Genomic DNA, 21817 nt, shown 5'->3' with positions numbered 1-21817 from the left:
AACGCAAAGCATTGCATCAAATCAGTTTCATGTCACTCGTCCCTATCGCTCTCGTAGAGGTCCAGCGACAAACCGATCCCGAGCCCACCGAGCTGCGCCAGCAGCTCCGGCTCGAACACGTCGCCGACGTTACCCCCCTCCATGAACCAGCCGACGAAGAACTCGATGTCGCCGCCGCTCGCCCGCCACAAGGCGAAGCACTCACGGCAGGGCTCCATCCGCTCGGCGGCCTCACCGAGGGCCTCGGCGAGGTCGTTCTCGCCTCTGCTCACGAAGAAGGTCGCGAAGGTCTCCGTGTTGAGCCCGCCGAGCAGCCGGCCATTCGGGGCTGTGCGGGGCGCACCGATGTCCTGTGGCGGATAGGTCGGCTTCAGCGGCAGAAGGGCAGCGCAGATCGCGGAGGACGTCACGCTGGGATGACGGAGACGCAGGGAGATCCGGTAGCGATAGGGGTGCATCGTCTGTCTCCGGGCTCATCCGCCTCCGCGCATGAGCCGTGTGAACGGCTCCGCTCGCAACCGCGCCTCAATGCGGCTATATCGGCGGCTTCACCGCCCTTCGCTTAAAGCGCACGCGGCCCTCTCCGAAGAGGCGCCGCCCACGACGAGCCGTCATGACCGCCACCGCCTCCCCCTCGGACACCAAGAGCGCTGCCGCGCCGCGGATCTCGTTCGTGTCGCTGGGCTGCCCCAAGGCGCTCGTCGATTCCGAGCGCATCCTCACCCATCTGCGCGCCGAGGGCTACGAGCTGAGCCGCCGCCACGACGGGGCGGACGTCGTCATCGTCAACACCTGCGGCTTCCTCGATTCGGCCAAGGCGGAATCTTTGTCGGCGATCGGCGAGGCCATGGCGGAGAACGGCCGGGTGATCGTGACCGGTTGCATGGGCGCGCAGCCCGACGAGATCCGCGAGAAGTATCCGAACCTCTTGGCCGTCACCGGCCCCCAGGCCTACGAATCGGTGGTGGCCGCCGTGCACGAGGCGGTGCCGCCGGCCCACGATCCGTTCCTCGACCTGATCCCGCCGCAGGGCGTCAAGCTCACGCCGCGCCACTACGCCTATCTGAAGATTTCCGAGGGCTGCAACAACCGCTGCAGCTTCTGCATCATCCCGTCGCTTCGCGGCGATCTCGTCAGCCGCCCGGCGGCGGACGTGCTGCGCGAGGCCGAGAAGCTGGTGAAGGCCGGCGTGAAGGAGCTGCTCGTCGTCTCGCAGGACACGAGCGCCTACGGCCTCGACACCCGCTACGCCCCGAGCCGCTGGCAGGACCGGGAGGTGCGCGCCCGCTTCTACGATCTCGCCAAGGAGTTGGGAGAACTCGGCGCCTGGGTGCGGCTGCACTACGTCTATCCCTACCCGCACGTGGACGAGGTCATCCCGCTGATGGCCGAGGGCAAGGTGCTGCCCTATCTCGACATGCCGCTCCAGCATGCGAGCCCGTCGGTGCTCAAGCGGATGCGGCGGCCAGGCAATCAGGAGAAGCAGCTCGACCGCATCCGCCGCTGGCGCGAGATCTGCCCCGATCTCGCGATCCGCTCGACCTTCATCGTCGGCTTCCCCGGCGAGACCGATGCGGAGTTCGAGGAACTGCTGGAGTGGATCAAGGAGGCCCGGCTGGAGCGGGTCGGCTGCTTCGAGTACGAGCCGGTGAAGGGCGCCGCCGCCAACGAGTTGGGGGCCGCCGTGCCGCCCGAGGTGAAGGCCGAGCGCAAGCGCCGGTTCATGGCCGCGCAGGAAGTGGTCTCGCTGCGGCTGCAGCGGGCCAAGGTCGGCAAGCGCATCCCGGTCATCATCGACGAGGTCGGGCCCACCGTGGCGCGCGGGCGCTCGAAGTCGGACGCGCCGGAGATCGACGGCACGGTCCACGTCGCCTCCCGCCGCCCGGTGCGGCCGGGCGACATCGTCACCGTGAAGATCGAGCGGGCCGAGGCGCACGACCTGCACGGCATCGCGGTCTGACGAACCGGCGGCCCGCCGCGGCGTTGCCTCACCGGATCAACCGGGAGGCCGAGCATGGCGGACGAGCAGCGCGACCAGGACAACGAGGCCGCCGTCTCGCCCAAGGACCCGGTGACGGGCCGGGTCAAGTCGCAACAGGGGCCGATGGAGCGGGCCGGCACCGAGGCCGAGGAAGCCGCTCGCGGCAACACGCCCTCGGGCGAGCCACGCCAGGAGCCGAAGACCGACCGCTCCGCCTGAACCATGACGGACGACCGCCGCTGGCTGCGGCTCGGCCTGATCGGCCTCTACGGCTTCATCGGCGCCGTGCATCTCACCGCGCCCGACAGCTTCCTGCCGATCATGCCGGATTGGGTGCCTGAGCCGCGCGGCGTGGTGCTCGTCACGGGCCTTTGCGAGATCGCGGCGGCCATCGCCTTGATGCTGCCGTGGCCGGCTTTGCGCCGGGCGGCGGGGATCGGGCTGGCGCTCTACGCGGTCTGCGTGTTTCCGGCCAACCTCAAGCACGCGGTCGAGGGGATTTCGGTCCCGCCGATCCCCGACACGTGGTGGTACCACGGCCCCCGGCTGGCGTTTCAGCCGGTGATGGTCTGGTGGGCGCTCTACGCGACGAAGGTAATCGACTGGCCGCGGCGCAAGCACGCCTAAGTCCCGGTTTCGAAAGGGCTACGTCCTTTCGCGGGTCCAGGGCGGAGCCCTGGTCTTGGAGGGAAACCGGGGCTCTGCCCCGGTGCCCCGCCATCAGTTCGCGTGGCCCAGCCGCATGCGGTAGCCGCCGTCGGGGGCGCGCTCGAACACCTCGTTGATGCCGGCATGGCGCAGGGCCTCGCCGGAGGTATCGGGCACGAGGTTCTGCTCGGAGACGTAGGCGACGTACTCGCTGTCCGCGTTCTCGGCGAGCAGGTGGTAGAACGGCTGGTCCTTGCGCGGGCGGACCTCTTCCGGAATCGCCAGCCACCATTCCTCGGTGTTGGCGAATTCCGGATCGACGTCGAACACCACGCCCCGGAACGGGTAGATCCGGTGCCGGACCACCGCACCGAGGCCGAATTTCGCGGTTCTCATGCTGGTCTGCTGGGTCATGACCGACAAGATAGGCCTCGCGCCGGCTCCCTGCCAATGCGAGGCCACCATGCGCGACGATCAGGGCAGATTGTAGACCTTGGCGAGGTCCGGGTCCTTGTCGGCCACGAGCCGGGCGAGGTCGACGATGACCTTGGCCTGCTTCCACGTGGCGTCGTCCTGCATCTTGCCGTCGATCATCACCGCGCCGGTGCCGTCGGGCATGGCCTCGACGATACGGGAGGCGAAGTTCACCTCGGCCGGATCGGGGGCGAACACGGTCTTGGCCAGCGCCACCTGGCTCGGATGCAGCGTCCAGGCGCCGGCGCAGCCCATCAGGAAGGCGTTGCGGAACTGGACCTCGCAGGCGGCCGAATCCGAGAAATCGCCGAACGGGCCGTAGAACGCCTTGATGCCGTTGGCCATGCAGGCATCGACCATCCGGGCGATGGTGTAGTGCCACAGATCCTGCTGGGCGGACGAGCGCTCGGCGTCGCCCTTCGGGTCGGACAGCACCTTGTAGTCCGGATGGCCGCCGCCGACGCGGGTGGTCTTCATGCCGCGGGAGGCCGCGAGGTCGGCCGGGCCGAGGCTCATGCCGTGCATCCGCGGCGAGGCGCAGGCGATGGCATCGACATTGGCCACGCCCTCGGCGGTCTCGAGGATGGCGTGGACGAGGATCGGCTTCTTGACGTTATGCCGCGCCTCGAGCTGGGCCAGCAGCTGGTCGATGTAGTGGATGTCCCACGGACCCTCGACTTTCGGCACCATCACGACGTCGAGCTTGTCGCCGACCTCGGCCACCAGGGTGAACAGGTCGTCGAGGATCCAGGGCGAGTTCAGGGCATTGATGCGCGTCCAAAGGCCGGTGCCGGAGGCGGCGAAATCGGTGGCCTTGGCCATCTCGACGAAGCCCTTGCGCGCCGCCTCCTTCTGGTCGGCGGGGACCGCATCCTCCAGATTGCCGAGCACCACGTCGACGGTCTTGGCGAGCTCCGGCACGCGGGCGCGGACCTTCTCGTTGTGGGGCGGCACGAAGTGAATCATCCGCTCGAGCTTGATCGGCAGCTCGCGGAACGGCTCGGGCGCGCCGGCGGCGAGCGGCTGGAAGAAGCGGCGGGGCAGTTTCATCGGATGTCGGGCTCCGGTTTCGGCGTCTGGAGAACCGGTTAGAGCACCCCGGCCCCCGCCGTAAAGCCGGGCTTTCGGCGAAGGGTGGCGACTGGCCGCAGGACCCGACGCGGTCAGGACGGAACAGATACGGACAACCGTTGCGCCGGATGCATTCGAGCATTGCGCGATACCGTTTTCGCGAAGATCATCGGCGGGAAAGCGCAAGATTCGGTCAAGGATTCGGGTGTGCCCGCGCACCGCATCCGAGGCTGGTCCGCAGCAGATTGGCGAGGATTGCTGGTCCGGCAAAGCTTGGCGGCCTGGAACGCTCCGGGCCGGGCCGTGTTTTCCGGCCGAGGCGGGCGTGTGGATTTCCGAAACGCCTGCCGGTCGCGCGCGACCGGCAGGCGACATCCGATGAGCGGATGCATCGGGGGTCCACGCAGATCGAACACCGTCGAGGGACGTGCGTCGATGCCGAAACGGATCACGATTTCGAACGAGCGGGCGCTGCCGGCCGCCGGGCGGATGCGCCGGGGCCTCGTGCTCACTTTGCTCGGCAGCGCCATGGCGCTCGGCTCGCCCGCCTTCGCGGCCGAGCGAGCGACGGCCAAGAAGATGCTGGCCGAGAAGCCGGTCGAGAGACCGGCCGAGAAGGCGCCCGAGGAGCGGCCGGACTATACCGCGGCCGAGGCCGCGAGCGCCCGGCCCGAGGGATTGCCGTCATCGGTGCGCCTCGCGGGCGACGACGCGGCGGCCTTCAAGGCGCTGCTGGAGACGGCCGACAAGGCCTCCGATCCCTGGCTGGTCCTGTCGGGGGGCGGGGAGAACGGCGCCTTCGCCGCCGGCCTGCTGGCGGGCTGGAGCGAGCGCGGCGACCGGCCGGTCTTCGGCGTCGTCACCGGCGTCTCGACCGGCGCCCTGATCGCCCCCTTCGCCTTCGTCGGGCCACAGGCCGACGGGGCCTTGAAGCAGAACTACACCGAGATCTCGGCCGCCGACGTGTTCGAGTTCGGCGGCACGCGGGATTCGCTGACCGACACGTGGCCGCTGAAGGAGCGGATCGAGCGTTCCGTGACGCCGGCCCTCCTCAAGGCGGTGGCGGCCGAGCACGCCAAGGGCCGGCGCCTGCTGATCGCCACCACCCAGGTCGACAGCGAGCGGCCGATCCTGTGGGACATGGGCGCGATCGCGACCCTCAACGCCCAGGGCGAGGCCCGCGCCCTCAAGCTGTTCCGCGAGATCGTGCTGGCCTCGACCGCCGTGCCCGGCGTGTTTCCGCCGGTGCTGATCCCGGCGAGCAGCGGCGGCAAGAACTTCGAGGAGATGCACGACGACGGCGGTGCCATGGGCCCGTTCTTCCTCGCCCCCGCGGCGGCTGTGGCGGGCGAGACCCGGCTGATCCTGCCGGCCTCGCGCATCTACCTCGTGGTCAACAACCGGCTGGAGCCCGAATTCCAGATGGCGGGCCGCTCGGTGCTCTCGGTGCTGGGCCGGACCATGTCGGCGGCGATCAAGGCGCAGACCCGCGCGGCGCTGGCGCTCACCCGTTCCTACGCCCAGCGCACCGGCCTCGACCTGCAGGTGGCGCTGATCGATCGGCGCTTCACCCAGACCTCGGAGCGCCCGTTCGACCGGCCCTACATGCAGGCCCTGTTCGCCCACGGCCAAGCGCTCGGCCGCAACGGCACCGCGTTTGCCGACAATCCCCAGGGCGACGGGGGGCATGCGGAGGGCACGGGCTCGGTGGGGACCGTCGCCGGGCGGTGACGCGATGGGGGAGGGGGTCCGGCACCGGGTCTCCCGCCCTCCTTCGCGATCCGGCGGGCGATGACGGCACCGTCTCGCCAGAGGCTCGAACCCTCGACAGGGACGATCCGCGTCACCCCTCCTCCGCCTCGGCCGGGGCGTAGACGGCGTCGCCGAGCCGACGGAGCGGGCCGCCAGGGCCGGAGCGCTTCCACAGACGCGTGTTGAGGGCCGCCACCGGATCGGCGCCCGGCAGGGCAAAGCCCTGATCGGACAGCCGCGCCCAGATCTCGCTGGCGTGGAGCGGCCGCCCGGCCTCCTCCAGGGTGGCCAGCGCCGCCTCGATCAGGGCCCGGCCGTAGCGGCGCGCCTGCACCGTCTCCGACAGGCCGCCGGGCTCGGGCTCCGCCCGTGCGGCGGACGGAGCCGGGGAGGGCGGCGCGGGAGCCCAAGGCGCGGGCGAGGCCGCGGGCGAGGACGCCCGGGCCGGCTCCGCGGCCGGAGGCGGCGGGGCAGGGTGGAGCGGAGCGGGCGCGTCCGCCGCCTCGCCGAAGGCCGCCGCGCTCCCCTGCCCCGCGAGGCGGCGGCCGAGATCGAGATAGAGGACGAGGTCGGCGATCTCCCGCTCGATGGCGTCGCGGCGGCGGCGCAGCTCCGCCAACCTCGCCTCGGCCTGCGCTTCCGACAGCCCCATGTTCCGAACGCTCCGACGGGCCCCGATGCGGAAGGGGGGCGATGAAGGGAAGATAGCGCAGATTGGAACGGAATGGAATATAAGGATCGAGGCGCTGCCTTTATTCCCTTACTTTCAGAATTTTGGAGTTCTGGACATTCCATATTCCGTAAAGCAACGCGCGCGATCCGCGTTCCGCTGTCGTCTTCCGCTCCCCGCGATCATCGCGAGGCGGAGACGAAGACATCCAGGGATCGACCTTTTCGAAAGGAGTGAGACCGCGCCGGAGCGGCTGCCGACGCGGTCCTTCCGAGGACAGCGGAGTGTTGGATCGCTTCGATGGAACGAGGCAGACGCATGAGGCATGGAATAAGGAATATTCCATGCCTCATCGTCTAACTCATGCTGGGAATTTGCGTCAGGGATTTCTCGCCTGGGAATGTGCGATGTTCCGTTCCTATACGGAACATGCCCTCACCCCCGCGCGGCCTTGGCCGTACGCGCCGCCTTGGGCGGGACCAGCAGGCTGCCGGGATCGGCCGGGTGGAGGAGGAGGCCGCCCTCGTCGAGGTCGATGCGGAGTTTGGGAAACACCTCCAAGAGGCCGGCGAGATCGGCCTTGAAGGCCTGGCGGAAGCTGCGCAGGCTGGCATTCTCGGCACCGAACTGGCGGTGCAGGTTCTCCCAGGTGAGCCTGAGTGGCCGCTGGAGGGCGCGGAGGCGATAGCCGGTCCAGAACAGCAGGTCGAGCTTGCGCGCCGAGCCGGAGAAGGCGCGGGCGGCCCGGATATCGACCGGCAGGGCGTGGCGGATCAGGCTGTCGTAGAAGTCTTGGTGGAACGAGACGGTCTTCTGCCAAACGAGGCCGTCGTCGCCGCGGCGCCACAGCTCCAGGGAACGGAAGGGCGGCACGTTGAGGGTCGAGGCCTGGCCCTCGCCGTCCCACAGCCCGATCTGCATCGAGCAGGCGGCCAGCCGGTTGAGCTGGTCCTTGAAGGCGCCGATCGTGCCGCGCTCGCCGCCGGTGACGGCAAAGCCCATGGCCTTCATGAAGCCCGAGAGGCTGTCGGCGACCTCGATCGTCGGGCTCCTCTGGCGCACCGCCTCGGTGCAGAGATGCAGCAGCACCAGCCGCGCCTTGGGGCCGTAGGGGAGGCCCTGCGGCTCCATCTCGCCGGTCACCGGGTTCTTCAGGCGCCCGGCCATGAGGCTGAGCGAATTGCGGCCGTATTCCCGCACGAATTCGCGGGCTCCGCCGGGATCGCGGTAGGGCAGGCCGCAGAGCGCCAGGACCGAGTGCAGGTGCTGGAGGTTTTCCGGGGCCGTCGGCTCGTTCTCGATGACCTCGCGCACGGCCTCCCGGCGGCGGCGGTCGCGGCCCATGGCCTCGCGGCGCTCGGCCTGCGCCCCGGCGGCGGCCCGCTCGGCGTCACGCTCGCGCTGGCGGTAGAGCAGGTGCTCGACGATCGGCGCGAACAGGAAGCCGCCGCGCGCCGCCTCCAGCTCGGCGCGCAGGTCCGCGTCGCGGATCCGGTCGATCTTGGCCTCGAGCCCGGACATGGCCGGCGCCTAAAGCCCCGCCGCCGGAACGCGGGTGAGGAGGGAAGGGGAGGTCACGGGTTCGACAATCCTGAGGTTCCAGCGCGGCCGAGCTTCGATCCGCGCTTCTGCCGCCAACCACCCTGTCGCGATTCGGCTCCGCGGAGTCCCAGGCGTCGAACGAGTTTTCCCGGCAATTCACGCATCCCCGGCCCGCTCTGCACAGGCAGGCGGGAAAAGGGCCGCGCAGAATTCGATACGGGGGCAACCGGGGTCACGCAGAGTTCGATACGCCCCTGCGCCCCGCCTTGTCCCCACGATCCACCGGCGGGCCCCGCGATCCACGCCGAATCCCGTGCAGACCCGCGCAGAATCCGATGCGATTCCCCGTTCGCCGCGCGCAGAATCCCATGCGGGTCCACGCAGAGTTCGATGCGCATCCACGCAGAGTTCGATGCGCGAACAGGGTCCAAGCCACGGGCCGGACGGGGGAATTCGGCTCCCCCTATAACTTGCCGAACTGACTCTCGAAGAATCCTTTACAGATAGCTTTCCTAAGGGGGTTGGAGCAGCGTTCGGCAAAACGAACACGCCGGATACCCTGATTTTCAAAAGGAATTAAGGGAATTTTGCACAGGGTCGGACCGGATTCGCCCTGGTTTGTCCCCGCCGTCGGCTGCTGCCGCAGCAGCGCAGGAGCGGCTATGAGCGACTTCGAAAAACAGCCGGAGGCCGGGCGGATGGCGGAGCGGGACGGGACGGCGATCGACAGGCTGCGGGGGCTGATGGCGCGTCTGCGCGATCCCGAACGGGGCTGCGCCTGGGATCTGGCGCAGACGCCGGAGAGCATCGTGCCCTACACGATCGAGGAGGCCTACGAGGTCGCCGACGCGGTGGAGCGCGGCGACGCGGACGACGTGCGCGACGAACTCGGCGACCTGCTGCTGCAGGTCGTGTTCCAGGCCCGCCTCGCGGAAGAGGCCGGCGCGTTCGGCTTCGACGACGTGGCCGAGGCGATTGGCGCCAAGCTGATCCGGCGCCATCCGCACGTGTTCGACGCGGACGGCGCCTTCCTGCCGCCCGGCGAGCGGCCGGCTGATCCGGCGGCGATCGAGGCGGCCTGGGCCAGGATCAAGGCGCAGGAGCGGGCGGCGAAAGCCGCTTCCGGCAAAGAGAAGGCCGAGCCCGGCCCGTTCGCCGACGTGCCCCGGGCGCTGCCGGCGCTGGCGCGGGCCGACAAGGTGTCCCGCCGGGCGGCGGCGACGGGCTTCGACTGGCCGGACGCAGGCCAAGTGCTCGCCAAGGTGCGCGAGGAAACCGACGAGGTCGAGGAGAGCTTGAGTGACGGCGACGCGGAGGCGGTGGCCGAGGAGATCGGCGACCTGCTGTTCTCGGTCGCCAACCTCGCCCGCCACGCGGGCGTCGATCCGGAGGAGGCGCTGCGCCGGGGCACGCGCAAGTTCGAGCGGCGCTTCGCCGCCATGGCGGCCCGCCTCGACGGCGGCCTGGAGGCGAGCGACCTCGCCACCATGGAAGCCGCGTGGCAGGCGGTGAAGCGCGCGGAAGCATGAAGAGCGCCGGGGCGTGCCCGCCCCGGCGCTCTTCATTGGATCGTGGTCACGACCGAGTCATGGGTTTCGAAAGGACGGCGTCCTTTCGCGGGTGCAGGGCAGAGCCCTGCGATCGTCGGGGCCTTGCCCCGACACCCCACCAAGGGCCTGAGGCCCTTGGGACCCCGGCCTCTTTGGGACCCCGGACTCTTACGAGATCAGGTCGAGCTTCGAGGCCTCGAAGCCGGCGCTGCGCAGGCCGTCGGGGAGGGCGGCGTAGTCGGCGTAGCCGGCCTCGCGGGCCATGGCGTCGAGGGCGGTGCGCTCGTCGTCGGCGCTGCCGGTCCAGAGGACGGCGCCGCTGGTCTTCTGGCGGATCTGGAAGATGCTCATGCCGGGAACCTCGGTGAGGGGTGTGTCGTCGGTTCGGCCGGCGGCTCTCGGGGAGACGCCGCGAATCCTGTGATGGGACAACCCGCGTGAGCGGCCGCGGTTGCACTGCGACGTTGGGGCGCGCCATCAAATCGCCCGCCGTTGTAGACAAGGGGAGGGTGGCCCTTGCCCGTCCTCCGTCGAAGCGAAGCCCCATGTCCGCCCGCCTCCTCGTCCTGCCGGTCGCGGCCTGCCTGAGCTTCGCCCCCGGCGTCGCATGCGCCGCCGAGGAGGCGCCGCCGACGGCCGCCGTGCCGGACCCGGCCTCGCTCCTGCCGGCGGTGAGCGTGGTGCCCGCCGAGCGGCGGGAGATCGTCGAGCGGGCGATCGTCACCGGCACGCTGGTGCCCCGCGACGAGATCCTGGTCGCCCCCGAGGTCGAGGGCCTGCGCATCGTCGAACTCGCGGTGGAGGAGGGCGACCGGGTCGAGAAGGGCGCGGTGCTGGCCCGCCTCTCCCTGGAAATGATCGAGACGCAGGAAGCCGCGAACGCCGCCGCCATCGCCAAGGCGGACGCCGCGATCCTTCAAGCGAAGAGCCAGATCGTCCAGGCCGAGGCGGCGCAGGTCGAGGCGCGCCAAGCTCTGGAACGGGCGCAGGCCTTGGTCAAAACCGGCAACGCCACCGCGGTCACCCTGGAGCAGCGGGTCTCGGCCGCCGAGGGGGCGGCCGGGCGCCTCGATGCGGCCCGCGCCGGTCTGGCGCTCGCCCAAGCCGACCGCGCCGCGGCGAAGGCGCAAGGCCGCGAGATCGCGCTCCGGCGCGCCCGCACCGAGATCCGCGCGCCCGAGGCCGGCATCGTCAGCCGCCGCACGGCCCGCGTCGGCGCCACCGCGAGCGCCGTCGGCGAACCCTTGTTCCGCCTGATCGCCCGGGGCGAGATCGAACTCGAAGGGGAGGTGCCCGAGACCGCCCTGCCCCGGCTCAACCCCGGCGATCCGGCGCGCCTCGAAGGGGAGGACGGGCGCACGATCCCCGGCGCGGTGCGGCGGGTCTATCCGGAGGTCGATCGGGCGACGCGGCTCGGCCGTGTCCGCATCCGCTTGGCACCGGATCCGGCGCTCCATATCGGCGCCTTCGCCCGCGGCCGGGTCGAGGTGGCGCGGCGCGAGGGGGTGGCGGTGCCGCTCACCGCGGTGCTCTACGCCGCCGACGGCACCGCCACGGTGCTGGTGGTCGCGGACGGTCGCGTCGCCGCCCGCCGGGTCGAGACCGGACTCTCGGCCGAGGGCTTTACGGAGATTCGCTCCGGCGTGACCGCGGGTGAGACGGTGGTGGCGCGGGCCGGCTCGTTCTTGCGCGACGGCGACCGGGTGCGGCCGGTGCTGCCGGCGACCGCCGCGGCCCGCTGAGGGGAACTCGCCATGCGCCTCAACATCTCGGCCTGGGCGATCCGCAAGCCGATTCCCTCGCTCGTCCTGTTCCTCGTGCTGATGGTGCTCGGCCTCGTCAGCTTCCGGAGCTTGCCGATCACGCGGTTTCCCAACATCGACATCCCGATCGTCTCGGTGACGATCACGCAATCGGGCGCCGCCCCCTCCGAGCTCCAGACCCAGGTCACGAAGTGGGTCGAGGATTCCGTGGCCGGGGTGAAGGGCGTCAAGCACATCCTCTCGACCATCTCGGAGGGCGCCTCGATCACCACGATCGAGTTCCGGCTGGAGACGGATCAGGACCGCGCCGTCAACGACGTGAAGGATGCGGTGTCGAAAATCCGCATCAACCTGCCGCGCACCATCGACGAGCCGATCATCAGCCGCGTCGAGATCGCCGGCCTGCCGATCATGATCTACGGCGCCTCGGCGCCCGCGATGACGCCGGAGGACCTGTCGTGGTTCGTCGACGACGTGGTCGCCCGTCAGGTCCAGGGGGTGAAGGGCGTCGGCGGCGTCGAGCGCTTGGGCGGCGTCGCCCGCGAGATCCGGGTGACGTTGAAACCCGACCGGTTGCTGGCGCTCGGCATCACCGCGGCGGACGTGAACCGCCAGCTGCGCCTGACCTCGGCCGACATGGCGGGTGGTCGCGGGGAACTCGCCGGCTCGGAGCAGTCGATCCGGACATTGGGCGGCTCGGCCAGCCTGGAGACCCTGGGGGCGACCTCCATCGTCGTGCCGGGGGGGCGCAAGGTGCGGCTCGACGAACTCGCGACGCTGATGGATTCGGCGGAGGAACCGCGCACCTTCGCCCGCTTCAACGGTGAGCCGGTGGTGGGCTTCGCGATCTCGCGGGCCATGGGGGCGAGCGACGCCGAGGTCTCGGTCGCGGTCGCGAAGCGCATCGAGGAATTGCACGCCGCCCATCCGGGCGTGCGCTTCGACCTGATCGACACCAGCGTGGTCAACACGGTGGGCAACTACCATTCGGCGATGATGGGCCTGCTCGAAGGGGCGGCGCTCGCCGTGATCGTGGTGTTCCTGTTCCTGCGGGACTGGCGCGCCACGCTGATCGCGGCCATCGCGCTCCCGCTCTCGGTGCTGCCGACCTTCTGGGTGATGAGCGCGCTGGGCTTCTCGCTGAACGCGGTGAGTCTGCTGGCCATCACGCTCGTGACCGGCATCCTCGTCGACGACGCCATCGTCGAGATCGAGAACATCGTCCGCCACATGCGGATGGGCAAATCGCCCTACCGCGCCGCGCTGGAGGCCGCCGACGAGATCGGGCTCGCGGTCATCGCCATCACGGCGACCATCATCGCGATCTTCGCGCCGGTCTCCTTCATGCCGGGCATCGCGGGCCAGTACTTCAAGCAGTTCGGCCTCACCATCGCGGCCGCGGTGTTCATGTCGCTGCTCGTCGCGCGCCTGATCACGCCGCTCTTGGCCGCCTACTTCCTGCGGGACCACGGCCCCGAGGACGAGCGCGAGGGGCCGGTGATGCGGCTCTACGGCCGGGTCGTGGCCTGGTCGGTGCGCCACAAATACCTGACGCTGATCCTCGGGCTCGCCTGCTTTGCCGGTTCGATCGCGTCCACCCGGCTCCTGCCCGCGGGCTTCCTGCCGGCGGAGGACGCGGCGCGCACCATGTTCGTGGTGGAACTCCCCCCCGGCGCCCGGCTCGACGACACCAAGCGGGTCTCCGACGGCATCGTCGCGACGATCCGGGCCCTGCCGGAGGTGAAGTCGGTCTTCGTCGATGGCGGGCGTCAGCTGCCCGGCAAGAAGGAGGTGCGGCTGGCGAGCCTCACCGTCAACCTGACGCCGAAGAACACGCGCCACCTCACCCAGAAGCAGGTCGACCTGAAGATCTCCGACATCCTGCGGCAGGTGCCGGACATCCGCTTCTGGTCGCTGCAGGAGGGCGGGCAGCGCGAACTCGCCCTGATCGTGTCGGGCCCCGACAAGGACGTCGTGGCCGACGTCGCGGCCCGGCTCCAGCGCGAGGCCGCGGGCGTGCCCTACCTCGTCAACGTGATGTCGACGGCGCCCCTCGACCGCACCGAGATCCGCATCACCCCGAAGCCCGGCGTCGCGGCCGATCTCGGCGTCTCGACCGACCTCATCGCCGAGACGGTGCGAGTCGGCACCATCGGCGACATCGCGGCCAACCTCGCCAAGTTCAACGCGAAGGACCGGCAGGTGCCGATCCGGGTGATGCTGCCCGAGACCCTGCGCGGGCAGCTCCCCGAGATCGAGACCCTGAAGGTGCCGGTGAAGGCGGGGGCCGCGGTGCCGCTCGCGACGGTCGCCGACCTCAAGCTCGGGCGAGGGCCCACCGCGATCGAGCGCTACGACCGCACGGTCCGCGTCGCCATCGAGGGCGACCTCCAGGGCTCGGACGCGCTCGGCACCATCATCGAGCAGGTGATGGCGCTGCCGGCCGCGACCAACCTGCCGGACGGCGTCACCATCAAGCAGACGGGCGACGCCGAGGTGATGGGCGAGGTGTTCGAGGGCTTCGCGCTCGCCATGGGCGCCGGCTTGATGATGGTGTTCGGGGTGCTGGTGCTCTTGTTCGGCAACTTCCTCCAGCCGCTGACGATCCTGTTCTCGCTGCCGCTCTCCATCGGCGGAGCGATCCTGGGGCTCCTCATCTTCCACATGCCGATCTCGATGCCGGTGGTGATCGGCATCCTGATGCTGATGGGTGTGGTGACGAAGAACGCGATCATGCTGGTCGACTTCGCCGTCGAGGAGACGGCCCGCGGCGTGGATCGCGTCACCGCCATCGTGGACGCGGGCCGCAAGCGGGCGCGCCCGATCGTCATGACCACCATCGCCATGGCGGCCGGCATGGTGCCCTCCGCCATGGCGCTCGGCATCGGCGGCGAGTTCCGGGCGCCGATGGCGGTGGCGGTGATCGGCGGGCTGATCGTCTCGACCGGGCTGTCGCTGGTGTTCGTGCCGGCGATCTACCTCCTCGTCGACGATCTCTCGCGGCTGTTCGTGCGCCTGTTCGGCCGCTTCGTCGGCGCGACCGACGAGCCCGGCCCGGAGGAGGAGCCCTATCGCGCAGCACCGCCGGCCAACGAGCCCGCTTCGTTCGGACGGCGCGTCGCCGCCGAATAAGCGTCTCTTACAAAACTCCCGCTCGGACCGATCGGGCGCCGTGGTCGTATCGGCGCCCGGCCCCGCGATCCGCGCGAATGCGTCGGATCCGGATACGTAGAAATCGCCAAGTTTTTCTCAACACATTTATTACAGTCTCGCCGATGCCGCTTTCCGAGTCCGAAGGCTCGCGGCCGACGGATGCCCCATGAAGGACCACCCACAAGGCCGTCAGGAAGGTCGCCAAGACAGCCGCCGAGAGGGCCGCTACGTCTGCCTCGTCTCGGATCGCCGGGCGCGGGCCGAGCGTCTGGCCTCGGGCATCGCCCTGGTCCAGCCCTGCCGGATGATCGAGCCGGGCGCGGCCCTCCCCGCCGGGCAGCCGGTCGCCTTCGTCATCGACATCGCCGCCGACCGGGCCGAGGCCGAGGGCGGCGTCTGGATCGAGCGGCTCGCCGGGCTGATCCGCGCGCGGTCGGTGCCCTGCCTCTATCTCGCCCGCGGCAGCGCCGCCCAGGATGCGGCGGCCCGGCGGCTGTTCGGCTCCCCCGTGGTGATCGATCCCCGCCGCTCCGCCGGCATCGTGCCGACGCTGATGCGCCTCGTCGAGGAGGCGCAGGCCCGCACGAATCCGGTCGCGGCCGGCAGCGGGCCGGGGGCGCGGGTCGGGACCGCCACCCGCCTCGTCACCCGGATGTTCGACGCTGCCGCCTCGGGCCGCCCCCCGAGCCCGGCGACGGTGGAGGAGGGCACCGAGATCGTGCTCGACACCGTGTCCGAGGTCGGCATCCGCGCCTGGCTCGACCTCGTCTGGCGCCACGACATCTCGGTCTACCAGCATTCCCTGAGCGTGGCGGGTTTCGCCGCCGCCTTCGCGGCCGAACTCGGCCTGTCCGGTGCCGACAGCCGCCGCCTCGCCCGCGCCGCCCTGCTCCACGATGTCGGCAAGGCGCTGATCCCCCACGCCATCCTCGACAAGCCCGGGCCCCTCACCCCCGAGGAGATGCGGGTGATGCAGACCCATGCCGATCTGGGCGCCGACCTGCTCGGCCGCGAGGCGGCCTACGGCCCGGAGATCCTCGACGTGGTGCGCCATCACCACGAGCGGCTCGACGGCTCGGGCTATCCGGAGGGCCTGACGGGCGCGCGGATCGGCGACCTCGTGCGGCTCGTGGCGATCTGCGACGTGCATTCCGCGCTCACCGAGCGGCGGGTCTACCGGCCGCCGATGACCCACGCCGAGGCCTTCGCGATCATGGAAGCCCAGTCCGGGCAACTCGATCCCGACCTGCTGCGGGCCTATCGCCCGATCGTCGGGCGCGCCGCGACGGCCGCCCCGAGCCCCGCCGTCGTCCCCGCCCCGAAAGGCCGATGAGACCGATCAAGCCGTGCATCCATCGATAAAGGACGTCGTTCCACGGGCCGTTGCTTGGCCGTCGATGGAAGTATTCTGCAAGCCGTCGGGGTTGCACGGAGTAGGGAGCCGTAACGCTCGCGAAACACCTTTTCGTAACGAACCCGGAAATAGGATCGCCATGGGGCCGGCCGAGTGCCGGGAGGCCCGAGCCGCGAACCGTCCGGGCCTTCCATGCGCGACACGAAAAGGGTCTACTCGCCGCCCCGAACACGGCTCGGGCGGTGGCTCGCCGAGCCCGGCCGCGATGTGCCCGAGCCGATCCGGCTCGCCCTGATCGCGAACCTCTACGGCACGCTGCCGATCTTCGTGGGCGGCGTCACCAATACGATCCTGGTCGCCGGAGCGATCACCGCCCGCCTGCCGCAGCCGTCGATGCTGGCATGGCTCGCCCTGGAGATCGGGATCTGCCTGAGCCGGCTCGCCGTGCTGGTGGTGGCCAACCGCGCCGCGCGCGAGGGGCGCCCGACGCCGACCGACCTCAACCTGCTGCTCGCCGTCGCCTGGGCCGGAAGCCTCGGCTACGGCACCTTCGTCAGCATCGTCTCGGGCGATTGGACGGTGGCGACCCTCGCGTGCCTGTCATCGGCGGCGATGGTGGGCGGCACCTGCTTCCGCAACTTCTCGGCCCCGCGGCTGACCGCCGTGATGATCGCGCTGACCCTCGGGCCCTGCTGCTTCGCGGCGGCGCTGACGGGCGAGGTGCTGCTCGCCGTCACCTTCTTGCAGATCCCGTTCTACATCCTGGCCATGACCAGGGCCGCCTACCGGCTCAACGGCCTACTGGTGGCGACCATGCGGGCCGAGCGGGAGAACGCCGCGCTCGCCCATCACGACGGGCTGACCGGCCTCGCCAACCGGGCCGGGCTGAGCGCGGCGTTCGAGCGCCACGCACGCCAAGCCCCCGGCCTGCTCTATCTCGACCTCGACGGCTTCAAGGCGATCAACGACACCCACGGCCACGCGGTCGGCGACCGGCTGCTGCGCAGCGTGGCCGAGCGCATCGCCGACGCGGCCGGTCCCGACGCGGTGCCGGCCCGGATCGGCGGCGACGAATTCATCGTGCTCTGCCCGGGGCAGGGGCGCGGCGCCCTGATCGACCTCGGCGAGCGGCTGATCGCGGGCATCTTCGCCCCTCACCCGGTCGGGCCGGAGGGTCGAGCCCTCACGGTCGGCGTCAGCGTCGGCATCGCCACGGCGCCCGAGCACGGCACCGGTCTGGCCGCGCTGATGCGCGCGGCCGATTCCGCGCTCTACCGCGCCAAGTCCCTCGGCAAGGGCCGCTGCAGCGTCGCCTCGCGCAAGGCCGCGGAGATCGAGACCGCGGAGATCGAGACCGCAGACATCTCGGAGGAAACGCCCGAGGCGCGGCGGCTCAGCGCGTGATCCGCCGCTCCTGAAGGCTCCGCCTCGGCGCGGCCTGCGCGGAGGGGAGCGGAAGCGGCCTTAGGTCTCCAGGCGGAGACGATCCTGCGGCGCGGCCTCGGCGGCGAGATCGGTCAATGCGCGGACCATGGCCTGCAGCACGCGGCGGGACATCATGACGCCGACGCGCCGACAATCGGCACCCTCGAACTTCACCACGACGGTGTCGCCGCCGTCGATGATCTCGTAATCGACGAAATCCTTGGTCGAGAGCAGACACAATTCGTCGGACAGCCTGGCAATCATGGTCAACCCCGGTCCCGTGATCGGCTCGTCCCGGAAGCGTCCCGGACCTCGGATTCCGGCCGATGCTCTTGCGGCGCGTGCCGCAGCGCCGTCTTCCGAAAGCCGAAACCACCTTTCGGAACGTTGCTTGGGAACCGCAGGCCCCGCCGTGTGCGGTGGCTCACCGATTCTCGCGAAATGTCTATCGGCAATCCCTTGCCAAATTCTCCCCGGTGCCGCGCCTCTGAGGGGGAGGGAGCCGGAATCCGCAGTCCGCTCGACGCAAAAGGCCCCCCGCTTCGCAGCGGGGGGCCTTTTGCGTCATCCGGTGATGTCTCGGTCCGACGATTCAGGAATCCCTCAATCCTCGTCGTCCTCGTCGATGCGGCTCATGCCCTTGAGCTTGGCGAAGACGGCGTCGGCGTTGAGATCCTCGTCCTCGGCGTCTGCCTCCGCCTCGGCGGCGGGCGCGGTCGAGACCTCGGTCGGCAGGAGCTTGGCGCCGGCATCCGGCTGGACCACCGCCGGGCGGTCCTTGGCGGCGCGCTGGACCTCGAAGTCGAGGTCGATCTGCGAGCAGAGACCCAGGGTCACGGGATCGAGCGGGGAGAGCTGGCTCGAATTCCAGTGAGTGCGCTCGCGGATCTGCTGGATCGTCGACTTGGTGGTGCCGACCAACCGGATGATCTGCGCGTCCTTGAGTTCCGGATGGTTGCGGATCAGCCAGAGGATGGCGTTCGGGCGGTCCTGGCGGCGCGACAGCGGGGTGTAGCGCGGGCCCTTGGTGGTGCGCTTCACCTCCGGCAGCTTCACCTTCGAGACCGCCACCTTGAGCTTGTAGTTCGGAGCGCGCTGCGCCCGCTCGATCTCGTCGCGGGTGAGCTGGCCGGTGGTGATCGGATCGAGCCCCTTGATGCCGGCGGCGACCTCGCCGTCGGCGATGCCCTTCACCTCCAGCGGGTGCAGCTTGCAGAAATCGGCGATCTGCTCGAAGGCCAGCGAGGTGTTCTCGACGAGCCACACGGCGGTCGCCTTGGGCATCAGCGGACCTTGGGACATCGGGCAAACTCCAGACGGATCGGGTGTCGAACGGGGCCTCGCGCCGGGGAGCGGAAACGGGCTTCCCGCGACCTCCGGCTTCGAAGCCCGGAGGATCCCGTGTCGCGATGAATGAGGGGATGGAGGCTTATACAGGCGGAAGCGCCCCTGGCGCAATTGTATTAGATGTCTCTTCGATGACCTCGGGCACCGGCGGTCGCGTGCGCGGCCTCTGGATGTCCTTGCGGCAAGGCTCACGCTTTTGGTGGGGCCGCTCACGCCGTGGCGCCGTCCGGGTGCTCGAAACACCTTTCCGCCCTCCGCCCCTCCAGGGCCGCCCGCAGCGGCGCGATCTCGGCGGCGGCGTGCTCCAGGAAGGCGCGCACCCGCACCGAGCGGCGCAGGTCCGGATGGGTCAGGAGCCAGAGGCCGACCGCGAGGTCCGGCTCCGGGCCCGAGAGGCGGCGCAGGGCCGGATGGCGATCGGCGACGTAGCAGGGCAGCGCGCCGATGCCGATGCCCGCCGCCACCGCCTCGCACAGGCCCTGCACCGAGTTGAGCCGCAGGGCCACCCGCTCGGGCGCGGCCCGCGCCGCGACGAAGCGGGCGAACAGGCCGCCCGCCACGCCCTCGTCCGGGCTGACCCAGAGCGGATCCGCCCCCGGGCTTCCCGCGGCCGGGCCGTAGACCGCCCAGGCCACGCCCGAGAGGCGGCGCCCGACGAGGTTGTCCGGCGGCTCGCGGGTGGCGCGCAACGCCACGTCGGCATCGCGCCGCGACAGGTTCAGCGCCTCCTCCGACACGACGAGATCGAGCCGCACCCGCGGGTAGAGCCCGCGGAAGCGGGCGAGCATCGGCATCAGGAGATCGATGGCGAGCCCGGCCGGCGCGGTGATGCGCAGCACGCCGGAGGGCACCGAGGCGCGGTCCGCCACCTCACGGTCGAAGCGGGCGGCCTCCTCCTCCATCCGGGCGGCGGCGGCGACCATCGCCTCGCCCGCAGGCGTCGGCACGTAGCCGGCGCGGTGGCGCTCGAACAGACGCGCCCCGAGTCCCGCTTCCAGCGCCGCGAGCCGCCGGAAGGCGGTGGACGGGTTGATGCCGAGCTGCGCGGCGGCCGGCGCCAGGGCGCCCCGCTCGGCGATCGCCCGCACGAGGCGGAACTCGTCCCACGCGACCGCCACCGCTCCCCCTCCTTGCATCGACGCAAGGATGATCTTGCACGCGAGAGCATTTCTGCAAGCGGGCCGAACCCCCATACTCCGCCCGTATTCGAACGGGGCCGCAGATCCGCGGGCCCATGCGAGGAGTGACGCGCGATGGCGAAGGTTCTGGTTCTCTACTACTCGTCCTGGGGCCACGTGGAGCGGATGGCGCAGGCCGTGGCCGAGGGCGCCCGCGAGGCCGGGGCCGAGGTCGCGGTCAAGCGCGTGCCCGAGCTGGTGCCGGAGGAGGTGGCCAAGCAGTTCCACTACAAGCTCGACCAGCAGGCGCCGATCGCGACCGTCGAGGAACTGGCCGATTACGACGCCATCATCTTCGGCACGCCGACCCGCTACGGCAACATGGCGGCGCAGATGAAGCAGTTCATCGACCAGACCGGCGGCCTCTGGGCCAAGGGCGCGCTGGTCGGCAAGGTCGGCTCGGTCTTCACCTCGACCGCCTCGCAGCACGGCGGCCAGGAGACCACGCTGACGAGCTTCCACACGGTCCTGTTCCACCACGGCATGGTGGTGGTCGGCCTGCCCTACAGCTTCGCGGGCCAGAACGGCGTCGAGCAGGTGAAGGGCAACTCGCCCTACGGCGCCACCACCATCGCCGACGGCGACGGCTCGCGCCAGCCGAGCGAGGTCGAACTCGACGGCGCCCGCTTCCAGGGCCGGCACGTGGCCGGCATCGCCGCCAAGCTCGCCGGCTGATTCTTTTGGCTTTGTGGGGATCGAGCGACATCGCTCGGTCCCGCATCGCCCTGCACGGCGCGCAAGAAAAAAGGCTCGGATTGCTCCGAGCCTTGAAGGGAAAAGGCCATTGGGGGCTGAACTGGCCTTCGTGAACGGACAATGCCCTCGGCGCCGATCGGTTCCGAGAAATCCGCGAAAAAGATTCAGCGCGGCGCGGCCGCCCGGCGCAGGCGATCGTTGATGGCTTCGCCGAGGCCGGTCTCCGGCACCGGCGCGACCGCGATCACCCCCGCGCCCGAAGCGTCGAGGCGGCGCAGGGCCGAGAACAGCCGCGCGGCTGCTTCCGCCGGATCGCCGCCCTCGCTCAGGTTCTCGACCGCGCGGGCCTCCGCCAGCCCGTCGGGCGGGAACGCCCCGAACAGAAGCGCCGCCTCGCCGGGCCCGATCCGGGTGGCGTCGAGCCGCACGCCGGCCCGCGGGGCGTAGTGCGAGGCGAGCAGCCCCGGCCCGACCGGCTTCGCCCCGGCTTCTCCCCCCGTCTCCGGCGAAAACCCCAGCACGGCGGCCAGCGCCGCGCGGGTGACGCCTCCGGGCCGCAGCAGCCGCGGCTTGCCGCCGAGGCAGGCGACCACGCTCGATTCGACGCCGACCGGGCAATCGCCCCCGTCGAGCACGGCGGCGATGCGCCCATCGAGATCGGCCAGCACGTGGTCGGCGCGGGTCGGGCTCACCCGCCCCGAGCGGTTGGCCGAGGGCGCCGCCACCGGCCGCCCGACCCGCGCCAGGAGGTCGCGGGCGAGTCCGTGGCCCGGCACCCGCAGGGCGACGCTGTCGAGCCCGGCGCGGGCGAGATCGCAGACCGTGCCGCCGGGCGCCACGGGCACCACCAGGGTCAGCGGCCCCGGCCAGAATTCTTTTGCGAGTTTCTGCGCCGCCTCATCGAACAGGCCTTGAGCGAACGCGGCCTCGCGCGTCGGCAAATGCGCGATCAGCGGGTTGAAGCTCGGGCGCTCCTTGGCGGCGTAGATCGCCGCCACCGCCGCCGGATCGGTGGCGTCGGCGCCGAGCCCGTAGACCGTCTCGGTCGGCAGCGCGACGAGCCGCCCGGCCGCGAGGAGGGCGGCGGCCTCGGCGAGGCCGGCCTCGTCGGCGGTCAGGCGCCGTGTCGCTGTTGACGGGAATCCGTCCATGTCGGAGGGGAACGCGATCTCGTGCCAGGGGATCAGCGGCCCTAGCCTCCCCCGGTGCGGGC

At 70.7% G+C, this 21817-nt stretch carries 20 protein-coding genes; 10 read left to right on the top strand and 10 right to left on the bottom strand.

Annotated elements, in window-relative coordinates; translation table 11 throughout:
* Nucleotides 1-32 precede the first annotated feature (32 nt).
* The gene (locus tag BM140_RS01110) at nucleotides 33-458 is read right to left on the bottom strand and encodes a hypothetical protein (RefSeq protein WP_091941099.1); all 426 of its coding nucleotides are present in this window, start codon (nucleotides 456-458) and stop codon (nucleotides 33-35) included.
* 155 nt (nucleotides 459-613) lie between these two features.
* Between BM140_RS01110 and rimO the strand changes: the two genes are divergently transcribed.
* From rimO to BM140_RS01095, 3 genes are read left to right on the top strand one after another with little or no spacing between them, the layout of a single operon-like run.
* Nucleotides 614-1960 carry a 30S ribosomal protein S12 methylthiotransferase RimO gene (rimO, locus tag BM140_RS01105; protein ID WP_091941097.1) on the top strand — a complete coding sequence of 449 codons (1347 nt, stop codon included), beginning with the start codon at nucleotides 614-616 and terminating at the stop codon, nucleotides 1958-1960.
* A 54-nt stretch (nucleotides 1961-2014) separates the two neighbouring features.
* Nucleotides 2015-2200 (top strand): hypothetical protein, encoded by a 186-nt coding sequence (locus BM140_RS01100; RefSeq protein ID WP_091941095.1) that lies wholly within the window; start codon nucleotides 2015-2017, stop codon nucleotides 2198-2200.
* Between the two features lie 3 nt (nucleotides 2201-2203).
* Nucleotides 2204-2608, top strand: a complete 405-nt coding sequence (locus BM140_RS01095; RefSeq protein WP_091941093.1) for a DoxX family protein — start codon at nucleotides 2204-2206, stop codon at nucleotides 2606-2608.
* Nucleotides 2609-2701: 93 nt separating this feature from the next.
* Here the strand turns inward: BM140_RS01095 and hspQ are convergent, their stop codons facing one another.
* Nucleotides 2702-3043 (bottom strand): heat shock protein HspQ, encoded by a 342-nt coding sequence (hspQ, locus tag BM140_RS01090; RefSeq protein ID WP_091941091.1) that lies wholly within the window; start codon nucleotides 3041-3043, stop codon nucleotides 2702-2704.
* A 60-nt stretch (nucleotides 3044-3103) separates the two neighbouring features.
* Entirely contained in the window at nucleotides 3104-4153 is a 1050-nt protein-coding gene (locus tag BM140_RS01085) for an HpcH/HpaI aldolase/citrate lyase family protein (RefSeq protein WP_091941089.1), read from the bottom strand.
* A gap of 456 nt (nucleotides 4154-4609) precedes the next feature.
* Here BM140_RS01085 and BM140_RS01080 point away from each other — a divergent pair, with 456 nt between their 5' ends.
* Nucleotides 4610-5905, top strand: a complete 1296-nt coding sequence (locus BM140_RS01080) for a patatin-like phospholipase family protein (RefSeq protein WP_244535233.1) — start codon at nucleotides 4610-4612, stop codon at nucleotides 5903-5905.
* Between the two features lie 112 nt (nucleotides 5906-6017).
* Here the strand turns inward: BM140_RS01080 and BM140_RS01075 are convergent, their stop codons facing one another.
* Nucleotides 6018-6578, bottom strand: coding sequence for a hypothetical protein (locus tag BM140_RS01075; protein WP_091941088.1), 561 nt, complete (start codon nucleotides 6576-6578; stop codon nucleotides 6018-6020).
* Nucleotides 6579-7031: 453 nt separating this feature from the next.
* The gene (locus BM140_RS01070; RefSeq protein WP_091941086.1) at nucleotides 7032-8117 is read right to left on the bottom strand and encodes a replication protein RepA; all 1086 of its coding nucleotides are present in this window, start codon (nucleotides 8115-8117) and stop codon (nucleotides 7032-7034) included.
* A 683-nt stretch (nucleotides 8118-8800) separates the two neighbouring features.
* On the opposite strand from BM140_RS01070, the gene mazG reads away from it, so the two are divergent.
* Entirely contained in the window at nucleotides 8801-9667 is an 867-nt protein-coding gene (mazG, locus tag BM140_RS01065) for a nucleoside triphosphate pyrophosphohydrolase (RefSeq protein WP_244535232.1), read from the top strand.
* A 189-nt stretch (nucleotides 9668-9856) separates the two neighbouring features.
* Here mazG and BM140_RS01060 read toward each other — a convergent pair whose 3' ends face one another.
* Nucleotides 9857-10039 (bottom strand): hypothetical protein, encoded by a 183-nt coding sequence (locus BM140_RS01060; RefSeq protein ID WP_091941084.1) that lies wholly within the window; start codon nucleotides 10037-10039, stop codon nucleotides 9857-9859.
* 194 nt (nucleotides 10040-10233) lie between these two features.
* Here BM140_RS01060 and BM140_RS01055 point away from each other — a divergent pair, with 194 nt between their 5' ends.
* From BM140_RS01055 to BM140_RS01040, 4 genes are all read left to right on the top strand, one after another.
* Entirely contained in the window at nucleotides 10234-11430 is a 1197-nt protein-coding gene (locus tag BM140_RS01055) for an efflux RND transporter periplasmic adaptor subunit (protein WP_091941082.1), read from the top strand.
* Between the two features lie 12 nt (nucleotides 11431-11442).
* Complete coding sequence (locus tag BM140_RS01050; protein ID WP_091941080.1) at nucleotides 11443-14583, top strand: efflux RND transporter permease subunit; 3141 nt, start codon at nucleotides 11443-11445, stop codon at nucleotides 14581-14583.
* A 187-nt stretch (nucleotides 14584-14770) separates the two neighbouring features.
* Nucleotides 14771-15937 (top strand): HD-GYP domain-containing protein, encoded by a 1167-nt coding sequence (locus tag BM140_RS01045; protein ID WP_091941078.1) that lies wholly within the window; start codon nucleotides 14771-14773, stop codon nucleotides 15935-15937.
* A 213-nt stretch (nucleotides 15938-16150) separates the two neighbouring features.
* The gene (locus BM140_RS01040; protein ID WP_091941076.1) at nucleotides 16151-17362 is read left to right on the top strand and encodes a GGDEF domain-containing protein; all 1212 of its coding nucleotides are present in this window, start codon (nucleotides 16151-16153) and stop codon (nucleotides 17360-17362) included.
* Between the two features lie 60 nt (nucleotides 17363-17422).
* On the opposite strand, the gene BM140_RS01035 is transcribed toward BM140_RS01040, so the two are convergent.
* The 3 genes from BM140_RS01035 to BM140_RS01025 all read right to left on the bottom strand — a co-directional run bounded on the left by BM140_RS01035 (nucleotide 17423) and on the right by BM140_RS01025 (nucleotide 19848).
* Nucleotides 17423-17647 (bottom strand): hypothetical protein, encoded by a 225-nt coding sequence (locus BM140_RS01035; protein ID WP_091941074.1) that lies wholly within the window; start codon nucleotides 17645-17647, stop codon nucleotides 17423-17425.
* A 339-nt stretch (nucleotides 17648-17986) separates the two neighbouring features.
* The gene (locus tag BM140_RS01030) at nucleotides 17987-18685 is read right to left on the bottom strand and encodes a DUF1013 domain-containing protein (RefSeq protein WP_091941072.1); all 699 of its coding nucleotides are present in this window, start codon (nucleotides 18683-18685) and stop codon (nucleotides 17987-17989) included.
* 254 nt (nucleotides 18686-18939) lie between these two features.
* Nucleotides 18940-19848, bottom strand: coding sequence for a LysR family transcriptional regulator (locus tag BM140_RS01025; RefSeq protein WP_207549411.1), 909 nt, complete (start codon nucleotides 19846-19848; stop codon nucleotides 18940-18942).
* 135 nt (nucleotides 19849-19983) lie between these two features.
* Here BM140_RS01025 and wrbA point away from each other — a divergent pair, with 135 nt between their 5' ends.
* Entirely contained in the window at nucleotides 19984-20583 is a 600-nt protein-coding gene (gene wrbA / locus BM140_RS01020) for an NAD(P)H:quinone oxidoreductase (protein WP_091941068.1), read from the top strand.
* A gap of 185 nt (nucleotides 20584-20768) precedes the next feature.
* On the opposite strand, the gene BM140_RS01015 is transcribed toward wrbA, so the two are convergent.
* Nucleotides 20769-21755 (bottom strand): L-threonylcarbamoyladenylate synthase, encoded by a 987-nt coding sequence (locus BM140_RS01015; protein ID WP_091941066.1) that lies wholly within the window; start codon nucleotides 21753-21755, stop codon nucleotides 20769-20771.
* Nucleotides 21756-21817: the final 62 nt, after the last annotated feature.

Origin of the sequence: Methylorubrum salsuginis (assembly GCF_900114375.1) — a bacterium.
Lineage (GTDB): Bacteria > Pseudomonadota > Alphaproteobacteria > Rhizobiales > Beijerinckiaceae > Methylobacterium > Methylobacterium salsuginis.
Note: the sequence above shows the minus strand (reverse complement) of the source record. Positions and strands in the feature narration are given on the sequence as shown.